The sequence below is a fragment of the Variovorax atrisoli genome (assembly GCF_014195185.1).
GTDB lineage: Bacteria > Pseudomonadota > Gammaproteobacteria > Burkholderiales > Burkholderiaceae_C > Variovorax > Variovorax atrisoli.
On the sequence record NZ_JACIBG010000003.1, the window covers coordinates 681,822 to 702,646 of the forward strand.

Genomic DNA, 20,825 nt, shown 5'->3' on the forward strand with positions numbered 1-20,825 from the left:
CACACATGAAACTCAACCTCGTGCCGGCGCGAACCGGCGTGGAATGGGTCCGCCTAGGGCTCAAGAACTTCTGGCGGCAGCCGCTGGCCTTCGTGTCGCTGTTCCTGATGTTCATGGCGCTGATCTCGACGATCTCGCAGCTGCCGGTCATCGGCAGGTTCCTTCCCTTCGTGCTGCTGCCCTTCTCCACGCTGGGCTTCATGGTCGCGGCCTCGGTGGCCGACGCCTCCGCCAGCGACAAGGCTGCCGAAACGGACGGCACGCCCGGCCCGAGGAAGCCGACCGGCGCGCTCATGTTCCTGTCGGTGGCGCGGGCCATGCGGGCGGAATGGCGCTCGCTGGCAGTGCTCGGCGTGATCTCGGCGGTGTACTGCCTGCTGACGGTCTTCGTGACCGCGGTCGTCGATGGCGGCCAGTTCATGCGCAGCTACTTCGCCGGCGAGGCCCCTGCCAAGGAGGTAATGGAAAGCAGCCGCTTCCAGTTGGCCAACCTGCTGCAGATGTGCCTCACCCTGCCGCTGATTGCCGCCATCTGGCATGCGCCCGCGCTGGTTCACTGGCACCGCGTCGAGCCGGTGAAGAGCATCTTCTTCAGCCTGGTCGCGATGTTCCGCAACTTCGGCGCCTATGCGCTGTACTGGCTGGCGTGGTGCGGCGTGCTGCTGCTCGGCCTGCTGGCAGCGGCGCTGGTGGGCACCATCGTGATCGGCGTGGGCTCGCTGGGCTCCGACACCGGTGCGATGACGGCCGGCAACCTGCTGATGCTCGGCACCGTGCTGACGCTCGCGGCGATGACACAGGCGTCGAACTGGTTCACCTTCCGCGACACCTTCTACCCCGACTGATCGCCGCCTCCGCCGCGGCAGGCACGGCAGCTTGACTGCCGCCGTCCGCTATCCGTTGGACCGCCGGATCAGATCGGCGTGAGCTTGGCCACCGACAGCGCCAGCCACTTCACGCCGTGGCGCGCGAACTTGACCTGAGCGCGTGCATCGTCGCCGGTGCCCTCGAGTGCGGTCACGGTGCCTTCGCCGAACTTGTTGTGGAACACCTGCATGCCCGAGCGCAGGCCGTGCGAAGGCGCGGTCTTCTGCGGCGGCACGGGCGGACTGGCGAAGGTGTCCTTGTCGCGGCCTCCGCCCGAACTGCCGCCATAACCGCCACCGTATCCGCCTGAGCCGCCGCGGGTGCTGCCATACCCGCCGCCATAGCCGAAGGCCGAGGGCGCGAAGCCCTGGTTCTTGGGCGTGAGCCACTTGAGAGCGCCTTCGGGCAGCTCGTCGAAGAAGCGGCTCTTGACGTTGTAGCGGGTCTGACCGTGCAGCATGCGGGTCTGCGAGTGGCTCAGGTACAGGCGCTTGCGGGCACGCGTGATCGCCACGTACATCAGCCGGCGCTCTTCCTCCAGCGCCTCGAAATCGCTCATCGAGTTCTCGTGGGGGAACAGGCCCTCTTCCATGCCGGTGATGAACACGCAGTCGAACTCCAGGCCCTTGGCGGCGTGCACGGTCATGAGCTGCACCGCGTCCTGGCCCGCCTGTGCCTGGTTGTCGCCCGATTCGAGCGCGGCATGCGTGAGGAAGGCGGCCAGCGGACTCAGCGTTTCGCCGGTCTCTGCATCGGGCGCCAGGGGCTCATCGAGCACCGGGCGGTTCGGGTCCAGGCCCTGGCTCGCGGGCGACTGGCGCAACTCGTCCACCGGCAGCGCCACGGCGTCGCGGCCGAAGCCTTCCTGCGTGACGAAGCTCTCGGCCGCGTTCACCAGTTCCTCCAGGTTCTCGATGCGGTCCGCGCCTTCGCGGTCGGCCCTGTAGTGCTCGACGAGCCCGCTGTGGTCGAGCACCAGTTCGATGATCTCGCGCAGGCTCGCGCCCTGGGTCTGCTCGCGCAGCACGTCGATCTTGGCGACGAAGCCCGTGAGGTTCGCACCCGCCTTGCCGCCGACCACGCTCACCGCGTCGTGCAGCGAACGGTTGGCCGCGCGCGCGGCGTCCTGCAGGGTTTCGAGCGTGCGCGCGCCGATGCCGCGCGGCGGGAAGTTGACGACGCGCAGGAAGCTGGTGTCGTCGTCCTTGTTCTCCAGCAGGCGCAGGTAGGCCAGCGCGTGCTTGATTTCGGCGCGCTCGAAAAAGCGCAGGCCGCCGTACACACGGTACGGCACCGAGGCGTTGAAGAGCGCGGTTTCGAGCACCCGGCTCTGCGCATTGCTGCGGTAGAGCACGGCCATTTCCTTGCGCTCGTAGCCGTCGCGCACCAGCTGGCGCATTTCCTCGACCATCCACTGCGCCTCCGCGAGGTCGGTGGGGGCCTCGTACACGCGCACGGGCTCGCCGGGGCCCTGGTCGGTGCGCAGGTTCTTGCCCAGCCGCTTCTTGTTGTGGCCGATGAGCTCGTTGGCGGAATCGAGGATGTTGCTGTAGCTGCGGTAGTTCTGCTCCAGCTTGATCTGGTGGCGCACGTCGAACTCGCGCACGAAGTCGGTCATGTTGCCCACGCGCGCACCGCGGAAAGCATAGATGCTCTGGTCGTCGTCGCCCACGGCGATCACGCTGTTGTGCTCGCCCGGGACGAAGCGGCCCTCGACGGTGTTGCCCGCAAGCATCTTGATCCACGCGTACTGCAGGCGGTTGGTGTCCTGGAACTCGTCGATCAGGATGTGGCGGAAGCGCCGCTGGTAGTGCTCGCGCACCGGTTCGTTGTCGCGAAGCAGCTCGTAGCTGCGAAGCATGAGCTCGCCGAAGTCGACCACGCCCTCGCGCTGGCACTGTTCTTCGTAGAGGCGATAGAGCTCGACCTTCTTGCGGTCGTCGTCGTTGCGCACCTCGATGGCGTCGGGGCGCAGGCCGTCTTCCTTGGCGCCGGCGATGAACCACTGGGTCTGCTTGGCGGGGAAGCGTTCGTCGTCGACGTTGAACTGCTTCATCAGGCGCTTGATGGCCGAGAGCTGGTCCTGCGTGTCGAGGATCTGGAAGGTGGAAGGCAGGTTGGCGAGCTTCCAGTGCGCACGCAGCAGGCGGTTGCACAGGCCGTGGAAGGTGCCGATCCACATGCCGCGCACGTTGACGGGCAGCATCGCCGTCAGGCGCGTCATCATTTCCTTGGCGGCCTTGTTGGTGAAGGTCACGGCCAGGATGCCGCCGGCGGAGACCTGGCCCGTCTGCAGCAGCCAGGCGATGCGGGTGGTGAGCACCCGCGTCTTGCCGGAGCCGGCGCCTGCCAGGATGAGGGCGTTGCCTTCTGGCAACGTGACCGCGGCGAGTTGCTCCGCGTTCAGATTCTGGAGCAGCGGCAGCGCTGGGGGGTTGGCGTCGGCCGCGGGATCGTTAAACAACATCCTCCGATTGTAGAAACCACGGCGTATGCGGGTTATACGAAGAAGCGGAAGACCTGACTTCGCGAGTCCGCGTAAAATCAATCACCGGGCCCAAGTTTCTTGCGCCCGGTTTTTTGTGGGCGTTTCCTTTGCGAAACGTACTGCAGGAACCGGCCGGACCAAGCGCTCATTCGTTCCTCTCAACGATTCCTTCCAGGAGCCTGGTCATGCAGATTTTCGATTACGACAACATCATCCTCCTCCCGCGCAAGTGCCGCGTGGAGAGCCGTTCCGAGTGCGACACCAGCGTCACGCTGGGCGAGCGCTGCTTCCGCCTGCCGGTGGTTCCCGCCAACATGAAGACGGTGGTGGACGAGTCGATCTGCCTGTGGCTGGCGCAGAACGGCTACTTCTACGTGATGCACCGCTTCGACCTCGACAACGTCAAGTTCGTCAAGGACATGCAGGGCAAGGGCGTGTTCGCCTCCATCTCGCTGGGCGTGAAGAAGGCGGACTACGACACCGTCGACCAGCTGGTGGCCCAGGGCCTCGTGCCCGAGTACGTCACGATCGACATCGCGCACGGCCACGCAGACAGCGTGAAGAACATGATCGGCTACCTCAAGCAGAAGCTGCCGAAGACCTTCGTGATCGCCGGCAACGTCGGCACGCCCGAGGCGGTGATCGACCTCGAGAACTGGGGCGCCGACGCGACCAAGGTCGGCATCGGCCCGGGCAAGGTCTGCATCACCAAGCTCAAGACCGGCTTCGGCACGGGCGGCTGGCAGCTGTCGGCGCTCAAGTGGTGCGCCCGCGTGGCGACCAAGCCGATCATTGCCGACGGAGGCATCCGCGACCACGGCGACATCGCCAAGAGCGTGCGATTCGGCGCGTCGATGGTCATGATCGGCTCGCTGTTCGCGGGGCACGAGGAATCGCCCGGCAAGACCGTCGAGGTCGAAGGCAAGCTGTTCAAGGAGTACTACGGCTCGGCCAGCGACTTCAACAAGGGCGAATACAAGCACGTCGAGGGCAAGCGCATCCTCGAACCCATCAAGGGCAAGCTGGCCGATACGCTGATCGAGATGGAGCAGGACGTCCAGAGCTCGATCAGCTACGCGGGCGGCCGCGCGCTGATGGACATCCGCAAGGTCAACTACGTGACGCTCGGCGGCGACAACGCCGGCGAGCACCTGCTGATGTAACTGCCCCCGTCAGGCTTCCAGGAGCTGCACCGCGTGACGGTGCAGCGAATGCGCCGGATCGGCGAGCGCGTCCACCACGTCGAAGTGGTTGAGCCCTGGGAGCACCTCGCACACCGGCACGGTGTTGCGGCCCCACGCGTCGCGGATCATGGCGTTGTGGCGGATGAATTCCTCGCTTTCGCTGCCGCCGGCAACCGCATAGAGCTGGCCGCGCTTCGGCGCCGGCCACAAGGCAGGACTGGCGCGCAGTACATCGGCGTCGGTCAGCTTGAGCGTGTTCTCGAGGAACGGCGTGCGCTGCAGCGGACGGAGATCGTAGAGGCCCGAGATCGACAGCGCATTGCGCACCAGATGCGCAGGCAGGTCGGGGGCGACTGCCTTCCAGTCGCAGGCGAGCAGCGCTGCCGCCATGTGTCCACCCGCCGAGTGTCCCGCGACGGTGATCCGCGTCGGATCGCCGCCGTGATCAGCAATGTGGCGCCACGTCCATTCGAGCGCACGCACCATCTGCAGCATGATGCCGGGCACCGTGACCGGCCGCTCGGAAGTTCCGGGGCACAGCGCGTAGTTGGGCTGCACCACGCAGATGCCGCGATCGTTGAAAGCCGGGGCGATGAAGGAATGGTCTTTCTTGTCCATCGCGCGCCAGTAGCCGCCGTGGATGAAGACAAGTACCGGCGCATCGGGCACCGGCGCGGGAAAGATGTCGAGCGTCTCGTTCACGCCCTGGCCGTAGGGCACGTCGATGCGGGCCGGAAGAGCTTCGCGCTCCGCAGCCGATTCCTTCGCCCAGCGCTCGAAATACGCGGGATGGTTCCTGACCCGCGCGAGGTTGTTGTACATGCCTTCCAGCCAGGCGGGTTCGAACGAGGCCATGCAGTCTTTGCTCCGTGTTTCACGAGGCGCGCATCTTGGCACGGCGGCATGCGCCAAAACGGGAGTTCTGGTTAAAATTCGCCTTGCGTTGGGGGGGTAGCTCAGCTGGGAGAGCGCCGCGTTCGCAATGCGGAGGTCGGGAGTTCGATCCTCCTCCTCTCCACCAACCGACACCGAAAAGGCCTTGGCATCCGCCAGGGCCTTTTCTCTTTTGGCTCAGCTATCGAGCGTCAGATGCTGCCCATGCAGCGCTACCGCGCCAGGCGACGCGAGGAAGGCGATGGTCTGCGCGGCGACCGATGTCGACACCCATTCGGCGGGGTTCGCATCGGGCATCGCCTGCCGGTTAGCGGGCGTATCGAGCACGCTGGGAGCCACGCTGTTGATGTTGACGCCATGCGGCGCCGCCTCGGCCGCCATGGCCTCCACCAGCCTTTGCAATGCGCTCTTCGATGCGATGTACGCAGCCATGGCCGGTACGCCGCGCGCCGCGACCTTCGCAGTGACGGCGATGACGCTGCCGGAGCGACGCCCGATCATCGAAGGCAGCACCGCCTGCGTCACGGCGACGAACGACCAGGCATTGAGATTCATCATGCGGTCCCAGCTTGCGCGGGAGAGCGCGTGGGTCGCCTCTCCCATCTCGAAGCCACCCGCGATGTGCACCAGTGTGTCGATGCGGCCGAAGGACTTGAGCGCCTGCTCTGCAAGAGCGGCCATCTCGGTCGTGGAAGTCACGTCGCCGGACAGCAGCAGGTGCTGCGAATTGTCGAGCCCGGGAAACACCTCGGCCAGACGACCCGCGTGGTGATCGACCAGCGCAAGGCGCGCATCCTGGTCGATGAAGTGCTGGGCCACCGCGCGGCCGAGTGCGCCGGCAGCGCCGGTGATCAAGATATGTGGCGTGGTGCTGGCGTCGCTCATCGAAGTTCTCCTGGGTTGAGGGGCCCTGCCCCATCGGTGATGACGAATCCTAACGCTGCAAGTCACAAATTTTTTGGACAAGCTCGATTTATGGGATATACTCGTGGTCTTGCCAGAAAACACTAAACGTTTTCAACGCAAGGGCTCTTAGCTCAGTTGGTAGAGCAGCGGACTCTTAATCCGTAGGTCGAGTGTTCGAGTCACTCAGGGCCCACCACCAACACTAGGAACTGCGCGGTTTTCGCGCTATTTCTTAAGGAGCACTGTTCCGCAATTGCAGAACGTGTTCCGCAAACAGAGAAACCTCCCGTCGAAAGACTGGGAGGTTTTTTCTTTTGCGCGCCATCCACTGATCGTGACGCTCATGGGAAAAAGCATTACCGGTGGTGAGCCATGGCGTGGGTACGATTGCATCCACTCTCATGTCGAGACTACGTCGTTGCATTGCTTATCGGCGAATCCCCACCTCAAGGCCCTGACCAACCGGCAAGGTCAGATCTCGACCGTCTCTTCTTCATATCGGGCGCATCGTCACCTGCCGGGCATGCCCTGATCGCGCTCACAGACTGGAGCATCAGCATGTCGCGCGCCTCGTCAATGGTGCAGGCTCTCCGAGCCCCAACATGCCCAGCAGCAGCGGCCAGATCTCTTCGGTCCCGAAGATCGGCTGCATCACAGGATGCCCCAGCGCCTGGGTCACCATGAACAGCACCGGACCGCCGATGAACTTGAAGCCCACAGCGAATCCACAAATCCAGCCGACGAATGGGCGCCAGCCGGCTACGAACAGGCGCGTGCTGAATGACTCGACCTTGTTGATCTCGGTCTGCGCCGTGGCGATCGCTATCGCGGCTGGAGTTCCCGCAAGGGCATCAGCGCAGACGCGGACTATCGCCTCGCCACTTCAGCAGTCGCTTGCGTAGTTGGGCCAGCATGCGCGTGACGCGATACTGGCCCTTGACATCGACGGTGGCAGTCGCGAGGGCCTCTGCCCTCGTTGCCACCCCGTAAATCCCATGGCGCAACAACAGCCGGGGCACGCGTGGCATCCGAACGAGGTAGTAGCCAGGGTAACGGACCATATCGCGAAGCACAGTGGTTAAAAGCGATGTGTTACGCGATTGCAGAACCTTGGCGGCATTCTTGAGGGCCGATCGTTGCCGAGCGGCAACTTGACCCCGACGCAATCCAGCGACCTGCACGAGGCGAGCCCGCATAGCAGTGCCCACCACACCGGCGGAGAACTGAGAGGCCACAGTTTGCTGCCCCGCCTGTGCAATTTGTGCCCGCCATGTGAGGTCCAACCACACACGCCGCATCAGTTTGGCAGCGGCGTCGATCTTGGGTTCAGCCCAGAGCGTCCCCGCTCCATACGGCCCGTGGGCAGAATTGCTGCGCACGAGATCGAAAGGCACCAATGCTGCGTTGTTGGGATGCGTGAAGTCTGCATTGCCACTCCAACCCGTAGTCACCACGGGCAGGCCATATGCCATCGCTTCAGCAATCGAGAGACCGAAACCTTCAGCCCGATGCAGCGAGACAAAGCCGTCCACAGACGCCAGCAGACGGAAGCGCTCGTCGCTGTCCATCGCTTCGGATAGGAAAGAAATGCGATGGCCTTCTGCCGAATCGCGCAGCGACTGCATCAGGTCAGGCGCCGCCTTTGCGTTCAGCGCCTTGACGACCAATCGAACATCCTCCGACGGCCGAAAGGCTTCAACAAAAGCAGCGACTACACCTTCTGGATTTTTCCGGAATGGAACGGAAGCAACATCGAACTGAAAAAGAAAGACGAACTCGTCGCTCCTGATCTCCGGCAATAGTTCCGTAAGCCACGCGCGGTCGCGCTTGACCGGCGGTGGCATTACCGTGGGGGGCATCACTGTGACAGGGATGGTGGTTTTCTGCCGAATGGCATCAGCGACGAACTGTGTCCCGACCCAGATCTCATCCACCAATTCGAACCGATCCGTCCAGTCCTCCGGGAAGTCGGGAGTCTCCCAGTACCAACAGCCGATGCGATACTGGCTCAGAAACTCCGACGGCAGTTTCGACAGCACATCGGGCAGCATGTCCGCATTGCAGCCGACGATCGTCGCGGCAGGCACGCCTGAGGCCCAGCGCGGGGTCGGGAGGGTGTACCGCCCCGTCGGTGCTGTCGTATCGAACGAAATATCATGGCAGCGGACGGCAATTCCCGCGGCATCCAGACCCACAACACTGTTTCGCGCCGCCTCTCCGACCCCAAGATGGGCGCTGAGGTAACCGATGTAGTTCACGCTCATCTGGTCGGACTTGCCGGCAATTCCCAGACGCTCCACGAGGCTGCGATCAAGGCCTAGTTCGCGCAGGCCGGAGGTTCGCATCCAGGCCATCAGACCCACTGCATCGTGGCCATCATCAAATGCGTTCACAAGATCGGCACGCATCTCAAGCACCGTTCGCATGTACCGAGTCACATGATCGCCGGGCGCTTTGTCTCTTGCCCAACCCAAGAACGCCGGATCCTCCAGCGGGTCACCCAAGTCCACTCCTTCGGTGAGCAACTGGCGATACAGCGCACGGCATGCCCGATCCCATGTGGCACCGTCGGCGAACGAAACCCGCGGGAGTTCCAACGTGCGGAATCGGTCGATACCAGCATCTTTCAGTGCGTGCGCGTACTCGCCGAACAAGGTCTGCGCGTCGCCCGGCAGGTTCCAGCCGAAGCGGCTCTCATAGCGCGACAGCCGCTTCAAGTCGGGGTTGAAACCGCTGAAGTGAAAGAAGACGAGATCCCGCATCTCCCCACTCGCGGCCTTCATCTGCCAGCGATCGCCCAACCAGTAGGGGCTGCGTTCGTGAAGATTCCAATACGCGGCGTTGAAGCCTATGTGCCGCAGGACGTTCGCTCCGGGCACAAGCAATGGCGCGTTGTCCATCCACTTCTGATCAGTAAACACACCCGTGCGCACATCTTCAAAGCACAGCGTGCGCAACTTCTCATCCCACCATTGCAGCAGGAACCGAGCGCGCGGTGTGTCTCGCAGCGCAGCGAAGCCGAGGTTGTAGAGACCCGCCCGCAGGATGACGAGATCATCCGGCATACATCCATCGTCCGGAAGCGGCGCCAGCGTATGCGGCGTAAGTACAAGTTCGGCGTCTGCGCCCGCGCCGTCCCAGAACTGATCGACTCTCTGAAACACGCGGATGTCCGGATCAAGATAGATCGCGCGTTGCACGCCCTGGTCCAACAGAAAGCGGAAGCAGGCCGGCTTCACGCTTGTTGCGAATTCCAGAAAGCTGTAGTGGCTGCGTCGATGATTCCATTCCCGACGCTCGAAGACGGCTTCGGCTGCAACAAGTACCACGTGTTCCGGCAGTTCAATTCCGTCCGGCAGTTCATCCAGCAGGAAGACAACCAGAGTAGCCCCCGGTTGGTGCTGACGCACAGAAGCCCCTAGCACGCAGGCGTGGGCCAAATAGTTGCTCGCACAGATGGTGAAGATGGCGAGGTCGGCCGGTACTAGATGCCGATCGAGTGAATAGCGGCGCTGCATGAGGACTCCGGCCGCGAAACGGCAAGACTAGTAACTATAGCTTACAAATGCATAATCCTGTTCGGCAGCCGAACTGCCGATGAAGCTCAGGACTATCCCTCAGAAAGCATTGAGATGACCGGAACCGACCCTGGACGGCCAAGCGGAACAGAACAGCAAGGGCCGCCAGGGTCTTATCTACGTGATGCGGTGATCGCCCTGATGTTGGCCATTTTCGCGTTCGTGGTCTTCAACGCCAATGGCCGCCTGATATCCGCAGCAGATACCTTCGCAGCGCGTTACCTGCCCTTTTCGATCCTTCGAAACCATACGGTGTTGATGGATCCGATTGCCGGACCAGTTGCGCTGGGCCGTTCAGCTCCAACAGCTGACACGCATGATGGGACGGCGTTTTGGCTTCAGCGGGGACGTCGGAACCAGCTGGTATCGAAGTATCCGCTGGTCGTCCCGCTCGTCCTCACCCCTCTGTACCTACCGGCAGCGCATTATCTGGACAGCATCGGCTGGCAGCCGCACGTCACTGACAAAGTGGCTCGCATCATGGAGAAACTGTGCGCCTCCTTGATCGCGGCGACATCGGTCGCGTTGCTGTACCTGCTGCTGCGCAGACGAACAGATGCGCGCACCGCATCACTGCTTAGCCTTGCCTTCGCCTTCGGAACGACTGCATGGGTGATCAGCAGCCAAGCACTCTGGATGCATGGGCTGGCACAGCTCCTGATCATCGCAACCATGTGGCTCATCACAGGCCCACGAACATTTGCACGCATAGCGGTGGCTGGATTCCTATGTGCGCTGATTGCAGCAAATAGACCTCCCGATGCCATCCTGGCCGCAGCGCTCGGGTTGTGGGGACTGCAATGGGCGGGGAAGCGGTGGACTTGGTTCGTTCTAGCAGGCGCAGTGCCAGTCTTGCTCACGCTGACGTACAACTTGGGTGTGGTCGGGCATGTAGCAGGTGCCTACGCCCTCACCGTTCACCCTAGCGACTTCAACGACAACACTCTTGAGGGCATCGCGGGACTGCTATTCAGTCCCACGCGCGGCTTATTCGTCTTTTCTCCCTTTTTGCTGTTTGTTCCATTTCTCGTCGTTCGTGCGTTTCGGGAAAAAAGTGATCGCGGGCTGACGATAGCGTTGTGCATAGCCATCATCGCCCAGGTCATCGGCTACGCGATGGTTGATTGGCGGCAAGGCATCGCGTGGGGGCCTCGCTGGCTAACGGACCTCGTGCCGCTACTCGTGTGGATGCTTCCCCCCATTCTGGCGAGTATGTCGCGAAGTACGCGAGTGGTATTTGCCGGCGCCTGTGCGGCGTCTATCGCCATCCAGGCAATCGGCGCCTTCTGGTACACCGGCGAATCCGACACAAGGATGTTGACTACAAAGGCCGACGACAGGATGCAGCCTATGTGGGACGTGCGAAACGCAGCTTTCGTGGCCGAACTGTCTCATCCACCTGTGCAGCGCGACCTGTTCATGGATCTGCGCGGCAATGTGGACTTGATCGAGTTCCTAGATGTCGTAGTACATGACGCAGCCAAAGGTGATCGGGTGGAGCGGCGAATCGATGTCGCTGGTTGGGCACTCGTGGATTCGAGTTCACCCCAAGACGTCGCAGTTCTGATCGATGGACATGAGGTGGCGGGCACCAGCCACTTTTTCGAGCGTCCAGATGTTGTTCAGACGCTGGCCGAAAGAAGTCATGCCGGATGGCGGCTGCGAATTCCCGCGGATGACTTACGGCCAGGGCGGCACAAGCTGGCAGTTTTAGTGCGCGCTCATCCTGGCGGCGAAGCTCGGTTGCTGCGTGAGAAATCCTTTGATTTACCGGCCGCGGGTGATCCCCATGAGCGCTTCCTCGACCAATCAGCGAGCCGAGCAGTCGAACGTATTGCTCGCGCGCAGAGCGCGCCCGGCTATTGGCTCACTTCGTTCACGAGCGAGACTCGCTTCGAGAAGCCTCAAGTCGAACTCAACACCTATCTCAACGCGATCATGCTGGACATCGCAGGTCCGATCGAGCACGTCGCCAGCATGGAAGAAATGCTGAGGCGTGCACGCGATTTCCTCACTCAACAGATCGAGGACGACGGCCTTGTCCGTTATCACGGCAGACCCGATGCTCAAACGATCGGCGTTCTCGGCTGTGCGATCACGCCGGATTCGGACGATACCGCGCTCGTGTGGCGCGTGGCGCCTGGCAAAGACCGCATAAAGTTGTCGAAGGCAATGGGGATCATGCGGCGCTTTCGCACGGATGACGGTCTCTATCGCACCTGGCTGGCACCGCGCACAGCTTACCAATGCCTCGATCCGGGGGCGGATCCCAATCCCGCGGACATCGGCATTCAGATGCACATGTACCTGTTTCTAGCTGAAAAAGACCCGTCCGGCGCGCGTTTGTTGTGCGAATCGCTCAGAAGGCATGCCGACGACCCTGCGATCTGGGTCTACTACGCTGGCGCTCCCACGATGATCCACCTGAGGCAAGCAGATCTGCGCCGCTTAGGTTGCGCGCTGGAAATACCTACATCCAGGCTTCAACCGATCGTCCCCGACCAGGCAATATGGCCAAAGGTTGCCTCGCTAGTGAACACATTAGAGAGTTCACCCATCACTTCCGCCCAGCGCAACGAGGCAACACACATCCTGCAAGTCCTCGCATCCAATGACTTCGCGTACCTGGCGAGCACTCCCCCTTTGCTCTATCACAACGACATGAGCGCTACGGTGCGACGCTACTATTGGTCGCAAGAGGTCGGCTTTGCACTCTGGCTGAGGCTCTACTACGCCAGCCGGAGCATTGAAGGCCAGAGCGACCCTCGTACCACCAGTTTGCGAAGCACTAACTCATGAGACAGCCTGACATCAGGCAACCCGCCATCCGGCAGCATCTCTTGTCGCTCTGGCGCCTCCTGACCTGCATTCGCTTTGATGAGGTCTGCGTACTCCAGGGAGCACCAGTCATCGGCGCCTGCTTCGCGATGTCCGGTTTTGGCGCAGCAACATTGCTCACCGCCGCAGCTTTGATTGCAGGCAATCTCCTGCTCGTAGCACATGTCTTCGTCCTGAACGATTGGTCGGGAGGACACACAGATCTCCACGACCCAACGCGAGCTCAAGGGACTTACCTCGCCAAAGGTGAAAACGCTGAGAGGATGAGGTTTCTTGCTTGGGCGTTGCTGGCCCTCGCATTGTTAGTCTTTGCACTGATCGGCAAGAGCTCTTTTGCCATAGCAGTGCTAATCGCAATGCTCAGTGCCGTCTATTCACTTCCAGGCCTCAACGGCAAGGGAGTGCCTTTGCTGAACTCGCTGCTGCATGTCCTGGGCGGTACGCTGCACTTCCTGCTTGGATATGCCGCGCTGTCTCCGGTTTCGCCCCGAAGTGTGGTTATCGGCTGCTACTTTGGGCTTGTCTTTGCTGCAGGGCACTTGATCCACGAGACACGCGATCATGACGCAGATCAGCGAAATAACATCCGAACGAATGCCGTAGCCTTTGGCCAGAGAGCATCGTTTGCAGCAGGGACCCTCTTGTTCAGCTTGGCCTACATCACACTGACAGTGATGGCTTGGCGGGGACTTGTTCCGTCGATTCTTTCCCTAGCAATCGGCTTATATGCCATTCATCTGTTCGCGACTTGGCGAACCCTTCACGCTGGCCTCGCCTATGCGAATGTGCGCTGGCTGCAAACCACCTACAGAAACATCCACATCGTCATCGGCCTGCTGATGCTGACTACCGTTCCTCCTTGGTAGAAGCTCTCGGTTTTTTCGTGGCTAGTGTCAGCGACAGCGCCGCCACTACCGCGCGCCCTGGCCTGATTCAGGGTCTGGTGGCTTCAGCCCAATACTCGCAGGTAGAGCCGGCAGCGCCGCGTTCATCAGCGATGCGCGCCAGTTCTCCCGCTCGCGCGTCAGCCCGGCCGAACAGGTCGGCGAGCAGATCGAGGGGGTCGGAGGCTGGCGTCCCTCCTGCGGCAGCGGCGGGCGCTGCGGTGGCTGCACGGGCGGCGGCGCGATAGGCGGCAAGCTGGCCGTGCAGCTCGCGAGCAGCAGCGATAGCAGTAGCGGCGTCAGCACGCACGGCAGTGAGTTGTTTCTGTCCATCTTGGATCACTCCATCGACGCGAGAGCGCCAGGTCCGTTCGGTGTTGCGCGCCGCGCGCTCCGCCAGCCGGCCGGACTCGGCGGCCGTGGCGCGGTAGTCGGCCAGTTCCCCGCGGGCGGTGGCGGCGTCGGCGCGAGCACCTGCCGCGCGCGTGCGCTCGATGCCGGTCGTGGCCAGCGCGGCCACGAGCCCCAGGCCCAGCGCCCAGAGCAGCGGGGTTTTCAGATCCGGGAGGATCACGACGGTGCGCCCAGGAAGGCGCGCACGCGGCGGTGGTTGACGTCCCACTTCTTGCGCAGGGCGTCCCGCTCGGCCGGCATGCCGCGCGCGTAGGCACCAGGGCGCCAGGCATGCAGGTACAGGTCCCAGGCTGAATCCTCGTCCGTCACGCGCGGCAGCGGGCCCGGCTCGGTCCACAGCAGCAGCCTGGCCAGGATCGCCGCCAGCACGTCGTCGTTCTCGATGGCCGTCCAGATCGCCCAGGACGTGAAGGCGACCTTGCGCTCCGCGCACGCCGCGCGCACGAGCCCCTTGCTGGCCGGGTGGGTCATGGTGCCCGTGACCATGCCGCCGCCCTGCTCTCCCTGCCAGAAAGACCGCGCCGGGCCCTTCTTCTTCGGGTCGTTGAGCACCTGCCACCGATGCTCGAACCGTGACTCCTGCAGGCCGATTGTCAGCAGCTCCTGCCGGGCCTCCAGGCTGTCCATCTTAGGCGGAAGCCAGGCCAGCGCCGGATCGATGGCGGTACGGGTGATTTCGTCGAGGGTCATTGGTGGATCTCCGGGAAGTCGGAAAGCGGCGCCGGCGCGGTGGCCGTGGCCGGTGGCCGGTCTCGGCGCCATGCGTGACCGCTGAACAGCAGACCGGCCAGCAGGCAGCCAGCGATCGCCAGCGAGCCCCACTGCGGCCACTCGTTCCACCAGGGCTGCAGCGCCGAGGCCAACGCCCCGCCGATGTAGCCGGCGTACTCGCTCTGCACACGCACGAGGACGGTGCCCTGCATGGTGTTGAGGCGGCAGATCGAGATGAACACGATGCCGGCGCACAGCCCGGCGTTCACCAGGGCGAACAGGTACAGCTCGTTCATGGCAGATCCTTTCCATCCTTCGTGCCAGGCCGCGCCAGGTCCATGAGGCCGTAGAGCATCTGCACCGCCTTGGCGAGCAGCCGCGGCCAGCCGTCGCCGATGAAGCCGATGAGCAGCGCGATCGGCGCAAGCAGCACGCGCGGCGACAGGTCAGGCCGGTAGGCGCTGACCGCCGCCGCCGCCCCGGCGGTCAGCAGCACGGCCAGCCCAACCACTCGCGTGAAGAACCACAGCGCACGGCCGCGGGTGGACTTCTCACGCCGTGCCAGCGCGAACGAAGCGCCGATGGCCGAGGCCACCACGATCACCAGGTAGGGGCCGACCGCTTCGGCCACCGCGCGCGAAAAGAAGGCTGCGGCGATCAAGATGGCGAGCGCGACGATGTCGGTCAGGGGTTGCTGGTTCATCTGGTCCCCTGCGCCGGCAGCTGCGGCTCCGGCAGCATCGCGATCAGCTGCGCCTCGTCCGGCTCTTCGGCTTGTCCGCTCTGCACGGCCGCCAGCACGTCGTAGCACTTGGCATAGACAGCGTCCATCCAGGTCCCGAAGGCGATGCCCTCTTCATGGAAGCGGCTGGCCGGCAGTGCAGCGCGCAGCGCCGCCGTGATGATGCTGTCGTAGCCCTTGGCTCGTGCGGCTGCGTTCAGGTGATCGTCCACCTTGGCCAGCAACACCGCGGTGCGCTGCTCGAAGGTAGGACCTGGCGGCTGGTCAGCCTCCCCGCCGCCTGCCTGCCATTCCTGAAAGGCCGCGAAGTCGGAGTTCTCCGGATCGAGCGGAATGCGTGCGCCATCGGACTGGCGCAGGATGTGGTCAGGGTAGATCGTGTACATGGTTCAGAGCTCCGCAGATGCCGTGTAAGAAGCCACGCCGATGAAGCCGCCGGAGGCCAGCGGCTGCACGCGCACGCGCGCTACATTCGCGTCCACCGCGGTGATGTCCAGCACGGTGGCGTTGACGCTGGAGACGATCGCCGAAGTGACCGTCGGTGTGGCCCGCTTTGTCGCCTTGAAGTGAACGCGCGAGGCGTACTCGATGCCTGTGGGGCCGTTACCCGAGACTTCGCCTTGCCCTACCTCGTAGTAGCGCTGAGCGAGGAGAAGTTCGAGGCCCGGAGGACGGCGTTCATAAGGCGTGACTTTGGTCCCGCGCTCGAACTGCGGCTTGTCCACAGTCCCGCCAGTGAATCGCACCGTCACGTTAGCGCCAGCAGTCAGCGCCGCGGTATTGCCGCCGTTGGTGATCGCTGCGCCATTCACGGTTGCAGTTGCCGTGCCTGCCCAGCTCAGCGTGTAGACGCCGCCCTCGATGGCGGCACCTTCGATCACCTGCTCCATGCCGCCAGCCGGCGCAGTCACGATGCGGTCAGGCGAGGCGGAGCCGAACGAGATGTTCTGCCCGGAGGTGACCACGCGCCAGCGGTCCAGCGTGTACTGGTTGGCGGTCCCGGTGGCGGTGCCTGAGACATAGCCGCGCTGGTTGATCGAGAAGTTGCTGTTAATCAGCAGGTTGCGGAAAGTGATCACCGAGCCGATGCCGAGCGCATCCCTGGCGTCACTGGCGTTGCCGGTCAGGCCCAGGAGCCCAATCAAGTAGTCATAGAGCTTGCCGAAGCCCGTGCGCGCCTGCCCGTTGCTCGGCGTAGCGCCGCTGCCGGAAATGTCGTCTCTTGCGGGTGGTGCTGCCATGCTTGCTCCTTTCGATGAGCGAAAAAGCCCGCTCGAAGGCGGGCTGTTGGTTGCGATGAGGTGCGAGCTAGTAGCCGCGGATCGTGATGTCTGCTGTGGCGCCGGACACTGCGGTCCCGGCAGCGTTGTAGGCCCCGATCACCGGAGCCAGAGGGTTGGTCTTGTCGATGCGAATCGTCTCGGCGCCGCTTGCGTTGGCCTGCAGCGTTGCGGAGACGACGACGATCTTTGTGAACGCCTTCGTGTAGGGGATGACCGTGCCACCGGCGGAGATCGGCACGTCCGGAAGTAGCTCTTCTAGATCAGGCGCATCGACTGTGACCGCCAGGCCCTTCAGGATGCCCCGCGTCGCGCCGGCGCCGATGATGACGCGGAACTGGTAGACATCGTTCACGACGACCAGCTGGCCTGGCCATGGCATCCAGTCGCCAGCGAGGCCATATCGAGGATCCGTGTCAGGTCCATAGAACGAATCCGCGTCGGGCCCATAGAACACACCGGGCCCGGCCAGCCTGTAGTCGATGCGGAGGTCCACGCCCTCAACGTCGGCCAGCAGCGTCATGATCGAGCCGGCCAGCGCCGAGCTAACGGGGAGTTCGGTTGTCACGTAGACCATCTCCGAATACGACTCGGCCTTGTAGAAAGGGTCCGTGTCGCCGCCATAGAAGGCTTGCGCATCGGAACCGTAGAAGGAATCCAGCGGGTTCGCAGTGGGATTGCCACTCACCAGCGTCCAGCCGCTCTGCTCACCGGCTGCCGCTGGCCAGCCCAGCGCCTTGTAGTCCCACTCCTCGACGATGTTGGCGATCGGCGGATCACCCAGGTTCATGACGACGCTACCGACCAGGCGCGACTGATTGCCGCTAGTGTCCTGCGCCTTCACCATGATCGTGACCACGCCGCCGGGCCGCGTCTCTGGCTCCCAAGGGCTTTCCGTCACGAGCCCGTCGTGCAGCGGCGCGGCACTGTTCCAGTCGAGGTTCTGGCCGTAGTGGAAACGAAAGACGAAGCCGGCCAAGTCGGGCACTCGTCGCGTCAGGCTCCAGGAGAGGACACTCCCCGCGATCGTAAGGTTCTCCACGTCGGGCGGCGGCTCGGTCTTGCCGATCACCGTGTGCTGGTACTGCATGCTCCAGTCGCTGGAGGCCACGCTGTTGCGCGTGCGCGCCTTGATCAGGATGACGGCAAGATCTGGCAGACCAGCGAACCTCGCCTCCGTCGCGTCGCCCGGGACGAACACGCTGATCCAGTCGCCATCCGGGAGAACGCGGTATCGGACCTCCACCTGGCCGCCGCTGACAATCGACTGGTCCGCGATGGGGTTCCAGGTCACGCGCACCCCGTTGATCAGCGTTCCGTCCGTCTGGACGATCAGCTCGCTCTCGCCGCTGGTAATCGTCTGGATTGACGGGGGCCGGATGTCCCAAGGCTTCGGGAGGTTACTGTTCGTTGCATAGCCCTCTGGCGGGAACGCGCCGCCGAAAGCGAAGATCGCGGCCGTGGTCTCCTTCAGCGTGAGCACCACGAACCCCTCCGGTGAGAACGTGCGGCTCAGGATTCGGAACTCCTTGTTCACCCATCCGAAGTGCGCGAGAGTCAATCGCACGCCGTCGAACAACTCGAGCGGGTAAGCGCGCAGCTTGAACGGCAGCGTCACCGTGAGCGGGTCGCGCGCATCGCGCAGCATGATGCCGGCGATGTGCCGCGCCTGGCCGGCGTAGAACACGCCCGGCATAGTCACCTCCTGCGTGAGAACGGCCCCATCCTTCGCCACGAGTGCGTCGCTGGTGAACGGCGTGATCGGCGTCATCACGTAGCTCGCTGCCTGGTCCCAGATGCGAATCGCGACCGTGTTGACCTTCTCATTGCGTGGGCGGTGTGGGCTGATGCGAATCGCGCTTTGAGAGATCGAGCCTTCACTATCGGTTTGCACCACGGCCAGATCGGCTTCGGTCAGGTCCATGACCGGCAACTGATACACACCAGGGCGCACGAAGAACTCGGCGGCGGCATAGGCCCACTCCCCGGCCATCGATTGCGCCAAGTCGTCCAGCACATCGCGCGCGGGCGAACCTTCGAGGTAGATCCCGGCCGAGCGGTACATCTGCACCCAGTCGCTGCCTGTGTAGCTGATGCCGACATCACATGCATTCGCCGCGGCGATGATGCGCGCATCCTCCGAGGGGCGGATGCTGGTGCGCTTGCCAAACTGCGGATGCAGCAGGACGTGGCGCATCATCAGCGCAGGGTTCTCGGAGAACTGCGTGGTGCCGGTTCGGGGGTCGTACAGCTTGGCGGCGCGGATCTGAGCCGTCACCGTGGGGATGCCCGATGGGAGTGCCCCGTCGTTGTAGGCGAAGTGGCACACGAGATAGGCGACGCCGCGGGCCCGGTGCTCAGCGGTCCAGGTGCCCGGCAGCATCTGCGTGAGTTCCCAGTCCGCCGGCTGGTCGGGAGAGCCGAGGTGCGAGAGGATCCGCACAAAGGAATTGAAGCCCGAGTACTGGTAGTTGACGCGCAGCAGCCAGCCTGGCAAGGGGTCGATGATGGTCACGACGCGGCCGTCAACGCTGCACTGCACCTCGTGGCCGCCGACCTGTCCAGGGGGCGACTCTGTGGCCGATACGGAGCCCGGAATCGGGTCGAAGTCGAGCGTGACAGTCAGGGAGCCGTAGGGCACCTGCTTCTCGGCGCTGATCGTAGCGGGTCGCCCGTAGGGTGCGGTCGTCACCTGTCCCTGCGCGTTGACCTCTACCGGCTGATCGTTGAGATAGATCTGCTCGATGCCGTCGATCTCGTGCTCGGCCAGGGCCACGCACATGATGAACAGCTCTTTGTACTGACCGACTGAGGCCTTGTAGAAAACCTGACCGCCGGTGCGCAGTCGGCCCAGCGCCAGCCGGCGAGGTGCCACAGTGCCGGACACGTTCACAAGGCGATCCACCTGCGCGGCGTCGAACTGCGCCTTAGCCATGCGCTCGGCCTTGCGCTTCTGGTAGCTGCTTAGCGCCAACGTTCCGACGAGGGTGATGGCGTAGGCGGCGACCAGCATCCCGAGAGTGATGGTTCCGCCAGCCCCAGCCAGGACGCTGATTCCCCATGCAATCGCCTGTGGCATCAGATCCTCCAGGCCGCTTTTGCGGCGCTCATGTCCAGTGCCACCATGCCGAGCTTGGACGGTGCCATCACGTTCGCACCGTTGCACACAGCCAGCATCTCGCGCCCTTCGTTCTCCACGAGCACCACGTCGCCCACGCCAGCCATGAGGGGCGATACCGATGAGCCCAGGTACTCACACGCCAGCGCCCGCAATCCTGCGGCGGCAACGACGAGTCGCATGGCCGCGATCTCCGTGGTGTAAGACGCGACCGAGGACATCGGGTTCTTGCCCGTGATCGCCTCCACCGCGGCTGCCGCGAAGGTACAGCAGTCGTTCGAGCCCCAGGCGAAGGGCATGCTTGCGCGCGCCTTGCCGAAGTCGGAAAAACGCTCTTGCCAGTTTGGAAGTCTCATCGGCTGTCGATGTAGTACTGTTTGGTGGGCCAGACGATGGGAACACCGTCTTGCGACACGATGAATTCCATGGCCCGGTCGCCCGGATACATAGCTTGCTGATCTGCGTTGCTGGTCGTTCTGGGATTGCCGCGCAAAAAGTCCACTGCGGAGCTTTCAGCGGTCGCGGTGATCGTGCACGTAACACCGTCAGTCTCGATCGGCGTCGTATCCATGTACCCATCCCAGTCGATCGGCGCATCGACCACGGCGCCTGCGTCATTGAGCACCGCCAGCCGAACCACCAATCGGGCGCCCTGCACCACCGCAGCATCATCGAGCGCCATCGACAGATACTCGACGGGGACACCAGACATCTGTAGTTGGAGCCCCTTCACCTCGCCCGGCGAGTCATCAATCGGGCTGATGGTGCCGAGCCCAGCTGCGCCGCGGTACACCACACCGCCCCACTCGATGTCGTGATTGCGCGAGTTCAGAGCGATCACCAGGCCGCCGCCGAAGTCCATGAGAACCAGCTGAGCCACGTTCACCACCGGCGCACTGAGTGCGGCCACCATCGTGGGAG

Annotated in this window: 18 protein-coding genes and 2 tRNA genes; 6 read left to right on the forward strand and 14 right to left on the reverse strand. The window is 63.4% G+C overall.

The genetic code is table 11. The annotated features are described in order from the left end of the window. Window positions 1-5 precede the first annotated feature (5 nt). On the forward strand, window positions 6-845 hold the full coding sequence (locus FHY06_RS14350) for a BPSS1780 family membrane protein (RefSeq protein ID WP_019654692.1): 840 nt from the start codon (window positions 6-8) through the stop codon (window positions 843-845). Between the two features lie 68 nt (window positions 846-913). Here the strand turns inward: FHY06_RS14350 and FHY06_RS14355 are convergent, their stop codons facing one another. After that, a complete protein-coding gene (locus tag FHY06_RS14355; protein WP_019654691.1) occupies window positions 914-3,334 on the reverse strand; it encodes a UvrD-helicase domain-containing protein in 2,421 nt (806 codons plus the stop codon). Window positions 3,335-3,540: 206 nt separating this feature from the next. Between FHY06_RS14355 and FHY06_RS14360 the strand changes: the two genes are divergently transcribed. Beyond that, the gene (locus FHY06_RS14360) at window positions 3,541-4,518 is read left to right on the forward strand and encodes a GMP reductase (protein WP_184605553.1); all 978 of its coding nucleotides are present in this window, start codon (window positions 3,541-3,543) and stop codon (window positions 4,516-4,518) included. A 9-nt stretch (window positions 4,519-4,527) separates the two neighbouring features. On the opposite strand, the gene FHY06_RS14365 is transcribed toward FHY06_RS14360, so the two are convergent. After that, window positions 4,528-5,394: an alpha/beta hydrolase gene (locus tag FHY06_RS14365; RefSeq protein ID WP_184605554.1), complete on the reverse strand. Its 867-nt coding sequence runs from the start codon at window positions 5,392-5,394 to the stop codon at window positions 4,528-4,530. 90 nt (window positions 5,395-5,484) lie between these two features. Between FHY06_RS14365 and FHY06_RS14370 the strand changes: the two genes are divergently transcribed. Further along, window positions 5,485-5,560 (forward strand) — tRNA-Ala (locus FHY06_RS14370). Between the two features lie 50 nt (window positions 5,561-5,610). Here FHY06_RS14370 and FHY06_RS14375 read toward each other — a convergent pair. Further along, window positions 5,611-6,318, reverse strand: a complete 708-nt coding sequence (locus FHY06_RS14375) for an SDR family oxidoreductase (RefSeq protein WP_184605555.1) — start codon at window positions 6,316-6,318, stop codon at window positions 5,611-5,613. Window positions 6,319-6,459: 141 nt separating this feature from the next. On the opposite strand from FHY06_RS14375, the gene FHY06_RS14380 reads away from it, so the two are divergent. Next, window positions 6,460-6,535, forward strand: a tRNA-Lys gene (locus tag FHY06_RS14380). Between the two features lie 357 nt (window positions 6,536-6,892). Here the strand turns inward: FHY06_RS14380 and FHY06_RS14385 are convergent. Both FHY06_RS14385 and FHY06_RS14390 read right to left on the reverse strand, forming a co-directional pair. Continuing rightward, window positions 6,893-7,210 carry a 3TM-type holin gene (locus tag FHY06_RS14385; RefSeq protein ID WP_184605681.1) on the reverse strand — a complete coding sequence of 106 codons (318 nt, stop codon included), beginning with the start codon at window positions 7,208-7,210 and terminating at the stop codon, window positions 6,893-6,895. Then, a complete protein-coding gene (locus FHY06_RS14390; RefSeq protein WP_184605556.1) occupies window positions 7,191-9,857 on the reverse strand; it encodes a glycosyltransferase family 4 protein in 2,667 nt (888 codons plus the stop codon). The genes FHY06_RS14385 and FHY06_RS14390 overlap by 20 nt, the downstream gene beginning before the upstream one ends. 114 nt (window positions 9,858-9,971) lie before the next feature. Between FHY06_RS14390 and FHY06_RS14395 the strand changes: the two genes are divergently transcribed. Together FHY06_RS14395 and FHY06_RS14400 are read left to right on the forward strand one after the other, a co-directional pair. Next, on the forward strand, window positions 9,972-12,716 hold the full coding sequence (locus tag FHY06_RS14395; RefSeq protein WP_184605557.1) for a hypothetical protein: 2,745 nt from the start codon (window positions 9,972-9,974) through the stop codon (window positions 12,714-12,716). Further along, window positions 12,713-13,621 (forward strand): UbiA family prenyltransferase, encoded by a 909-nt coding sequence (locus FHY06_RS14400; RefSeq protein ID WP_184605558.1) that lies wholly within the window; start codon window positions 12,713-12,715, stop codon window positions 13,619-13,621. The genes FHY06_RS14395 and FHY06_RS14400 overlap by 4 nt, the downstream gene beginning before the upstream one ends. A gap of 67 nt (window positions 13,622-13,688) precedes the next feature. Here the strand turns inward: FHY06_RS14400 and FHY06_RS14405 are convergent, their stop codons facing one another. The 9 genes from FHY06_RS14405 to FHY06_RS14445 form a co-directional block, all read right to left on the reverse strand. After that, window positions 13,689-14,213: a DUF2514 family protein gene (locus tag FHY06_RS14405; RefSeq protein ID WP_311733690.1), complete on the reverse strand. Its 525-nt coding sequence runs from the start codon at window positions 14,211-14,213 to the stop codon at window positions 13,689-13,691. Then, window positions 14,210-14,743 carry a hypothetical protein gene (locus FHY06_RS14410; protein ID WP_184605559.1) on the reverse strand — a complete coding sequence of 178 codons (534 nt, stop codon included), beginning with the start codon at window positions 14,741-14,743 and terminating at the stop codon, window positions 14,210-14,212. The genes FHY06_RS14405 and FHY06_RS14410 overlap by 4 nt, the downstream gene beginning before the upstream one ends. Next, window positions 14,740-15,060: a hypothetical protein gene (locus tag FHY06_RS14415; RefSeq protein WP_184605560.1), complete on the reverse strand. Its 321-nt coding sequence runs from the start codon at window positions 15,058-15,060 to the stop codon at window positions 14,740-14,742. Before FHY06_RS14415 ends, FHY06_RS14410 begins: the two co-directional genes overlap by 4 nt. Next, a complete protein-coding gene (locus FHY06_RS14420; RefSeq protein ID WP_184605561.1) occupies window positions 15,057-15,467 on the reverse strand; it encodes a hypothetical protein in 411 nt (136 codons plus the stop codon). Before FHY06_RS14420 ends, FHY06_RS14415 begins: the two co-directional genes overlap by 4 nt. Beyond that, window positions 15,464-15,892, reverse strand: coding sequence for a hypothetical protein (locus FHY06_RS14425; protein ID WP_184605562.1), 429 nt, complete (start codon window positions 15,890-15,892; stop codon window positions 15,464-15,466). Before FHY06_RS14425 ends, FHY06_RS14420 begins: the two co-directional genes overlap by 4 nt. Window positions 15,893-15,895: 3 nt before the next feature. After that, the gene (locus FHY06_RS14430; protein WP_184605563.1) at window positions 15,896-16,747 is read right to left on the reverse strand and encodes a hypothetical protein; all 852 of its coding nucleotides are present in this window, start codon (window positions 16,745-16,747) and stop codon (window positions 15,896-15,898) included. A 67-nt stretch (window positions 16,748-16,814) separates the two neighbouring features. Next, window positions 16,815-19,865 (reverse strand): phage tail protein, encoded by a 3,051-nt coding sequence (locus FHY06_RS14435; protein ID WP_184605564.1) that lies wholly within the window; start codon window positions 19,863-19,865, stop codon window positions 16,815-16,817. Next, window positions 19,865-20,260: a DUF6950 family protein gene (locus FHY06_RS14440; protein WP_184605565.1), complete on the reverse strand. Its 396-nt coding sequence runs from the start codon at window positions 20,258-20,260 to the stop codon at window positions 19,865-19,867. Before FHY06_RS14440 ends, FHY06_RS14435 begins: the two co-directional genes overlap by 1 nt. Further along, a complete protein-coding gene (locus tag FHY06_RS14445; RefSeq protein WP_184605566.1) occupies window positions 20,257-20,817 on the reverse strand; it encodes a hypothetical protein in 561 nt (186 codons plus the stop codon). Before FHY06_RS14445 ends, FHY06_RS14440 begins: the two co-directional genes overlap by 4 nt. Window positions 20,818-20,825: the final 8 nt, after the last annotated feature.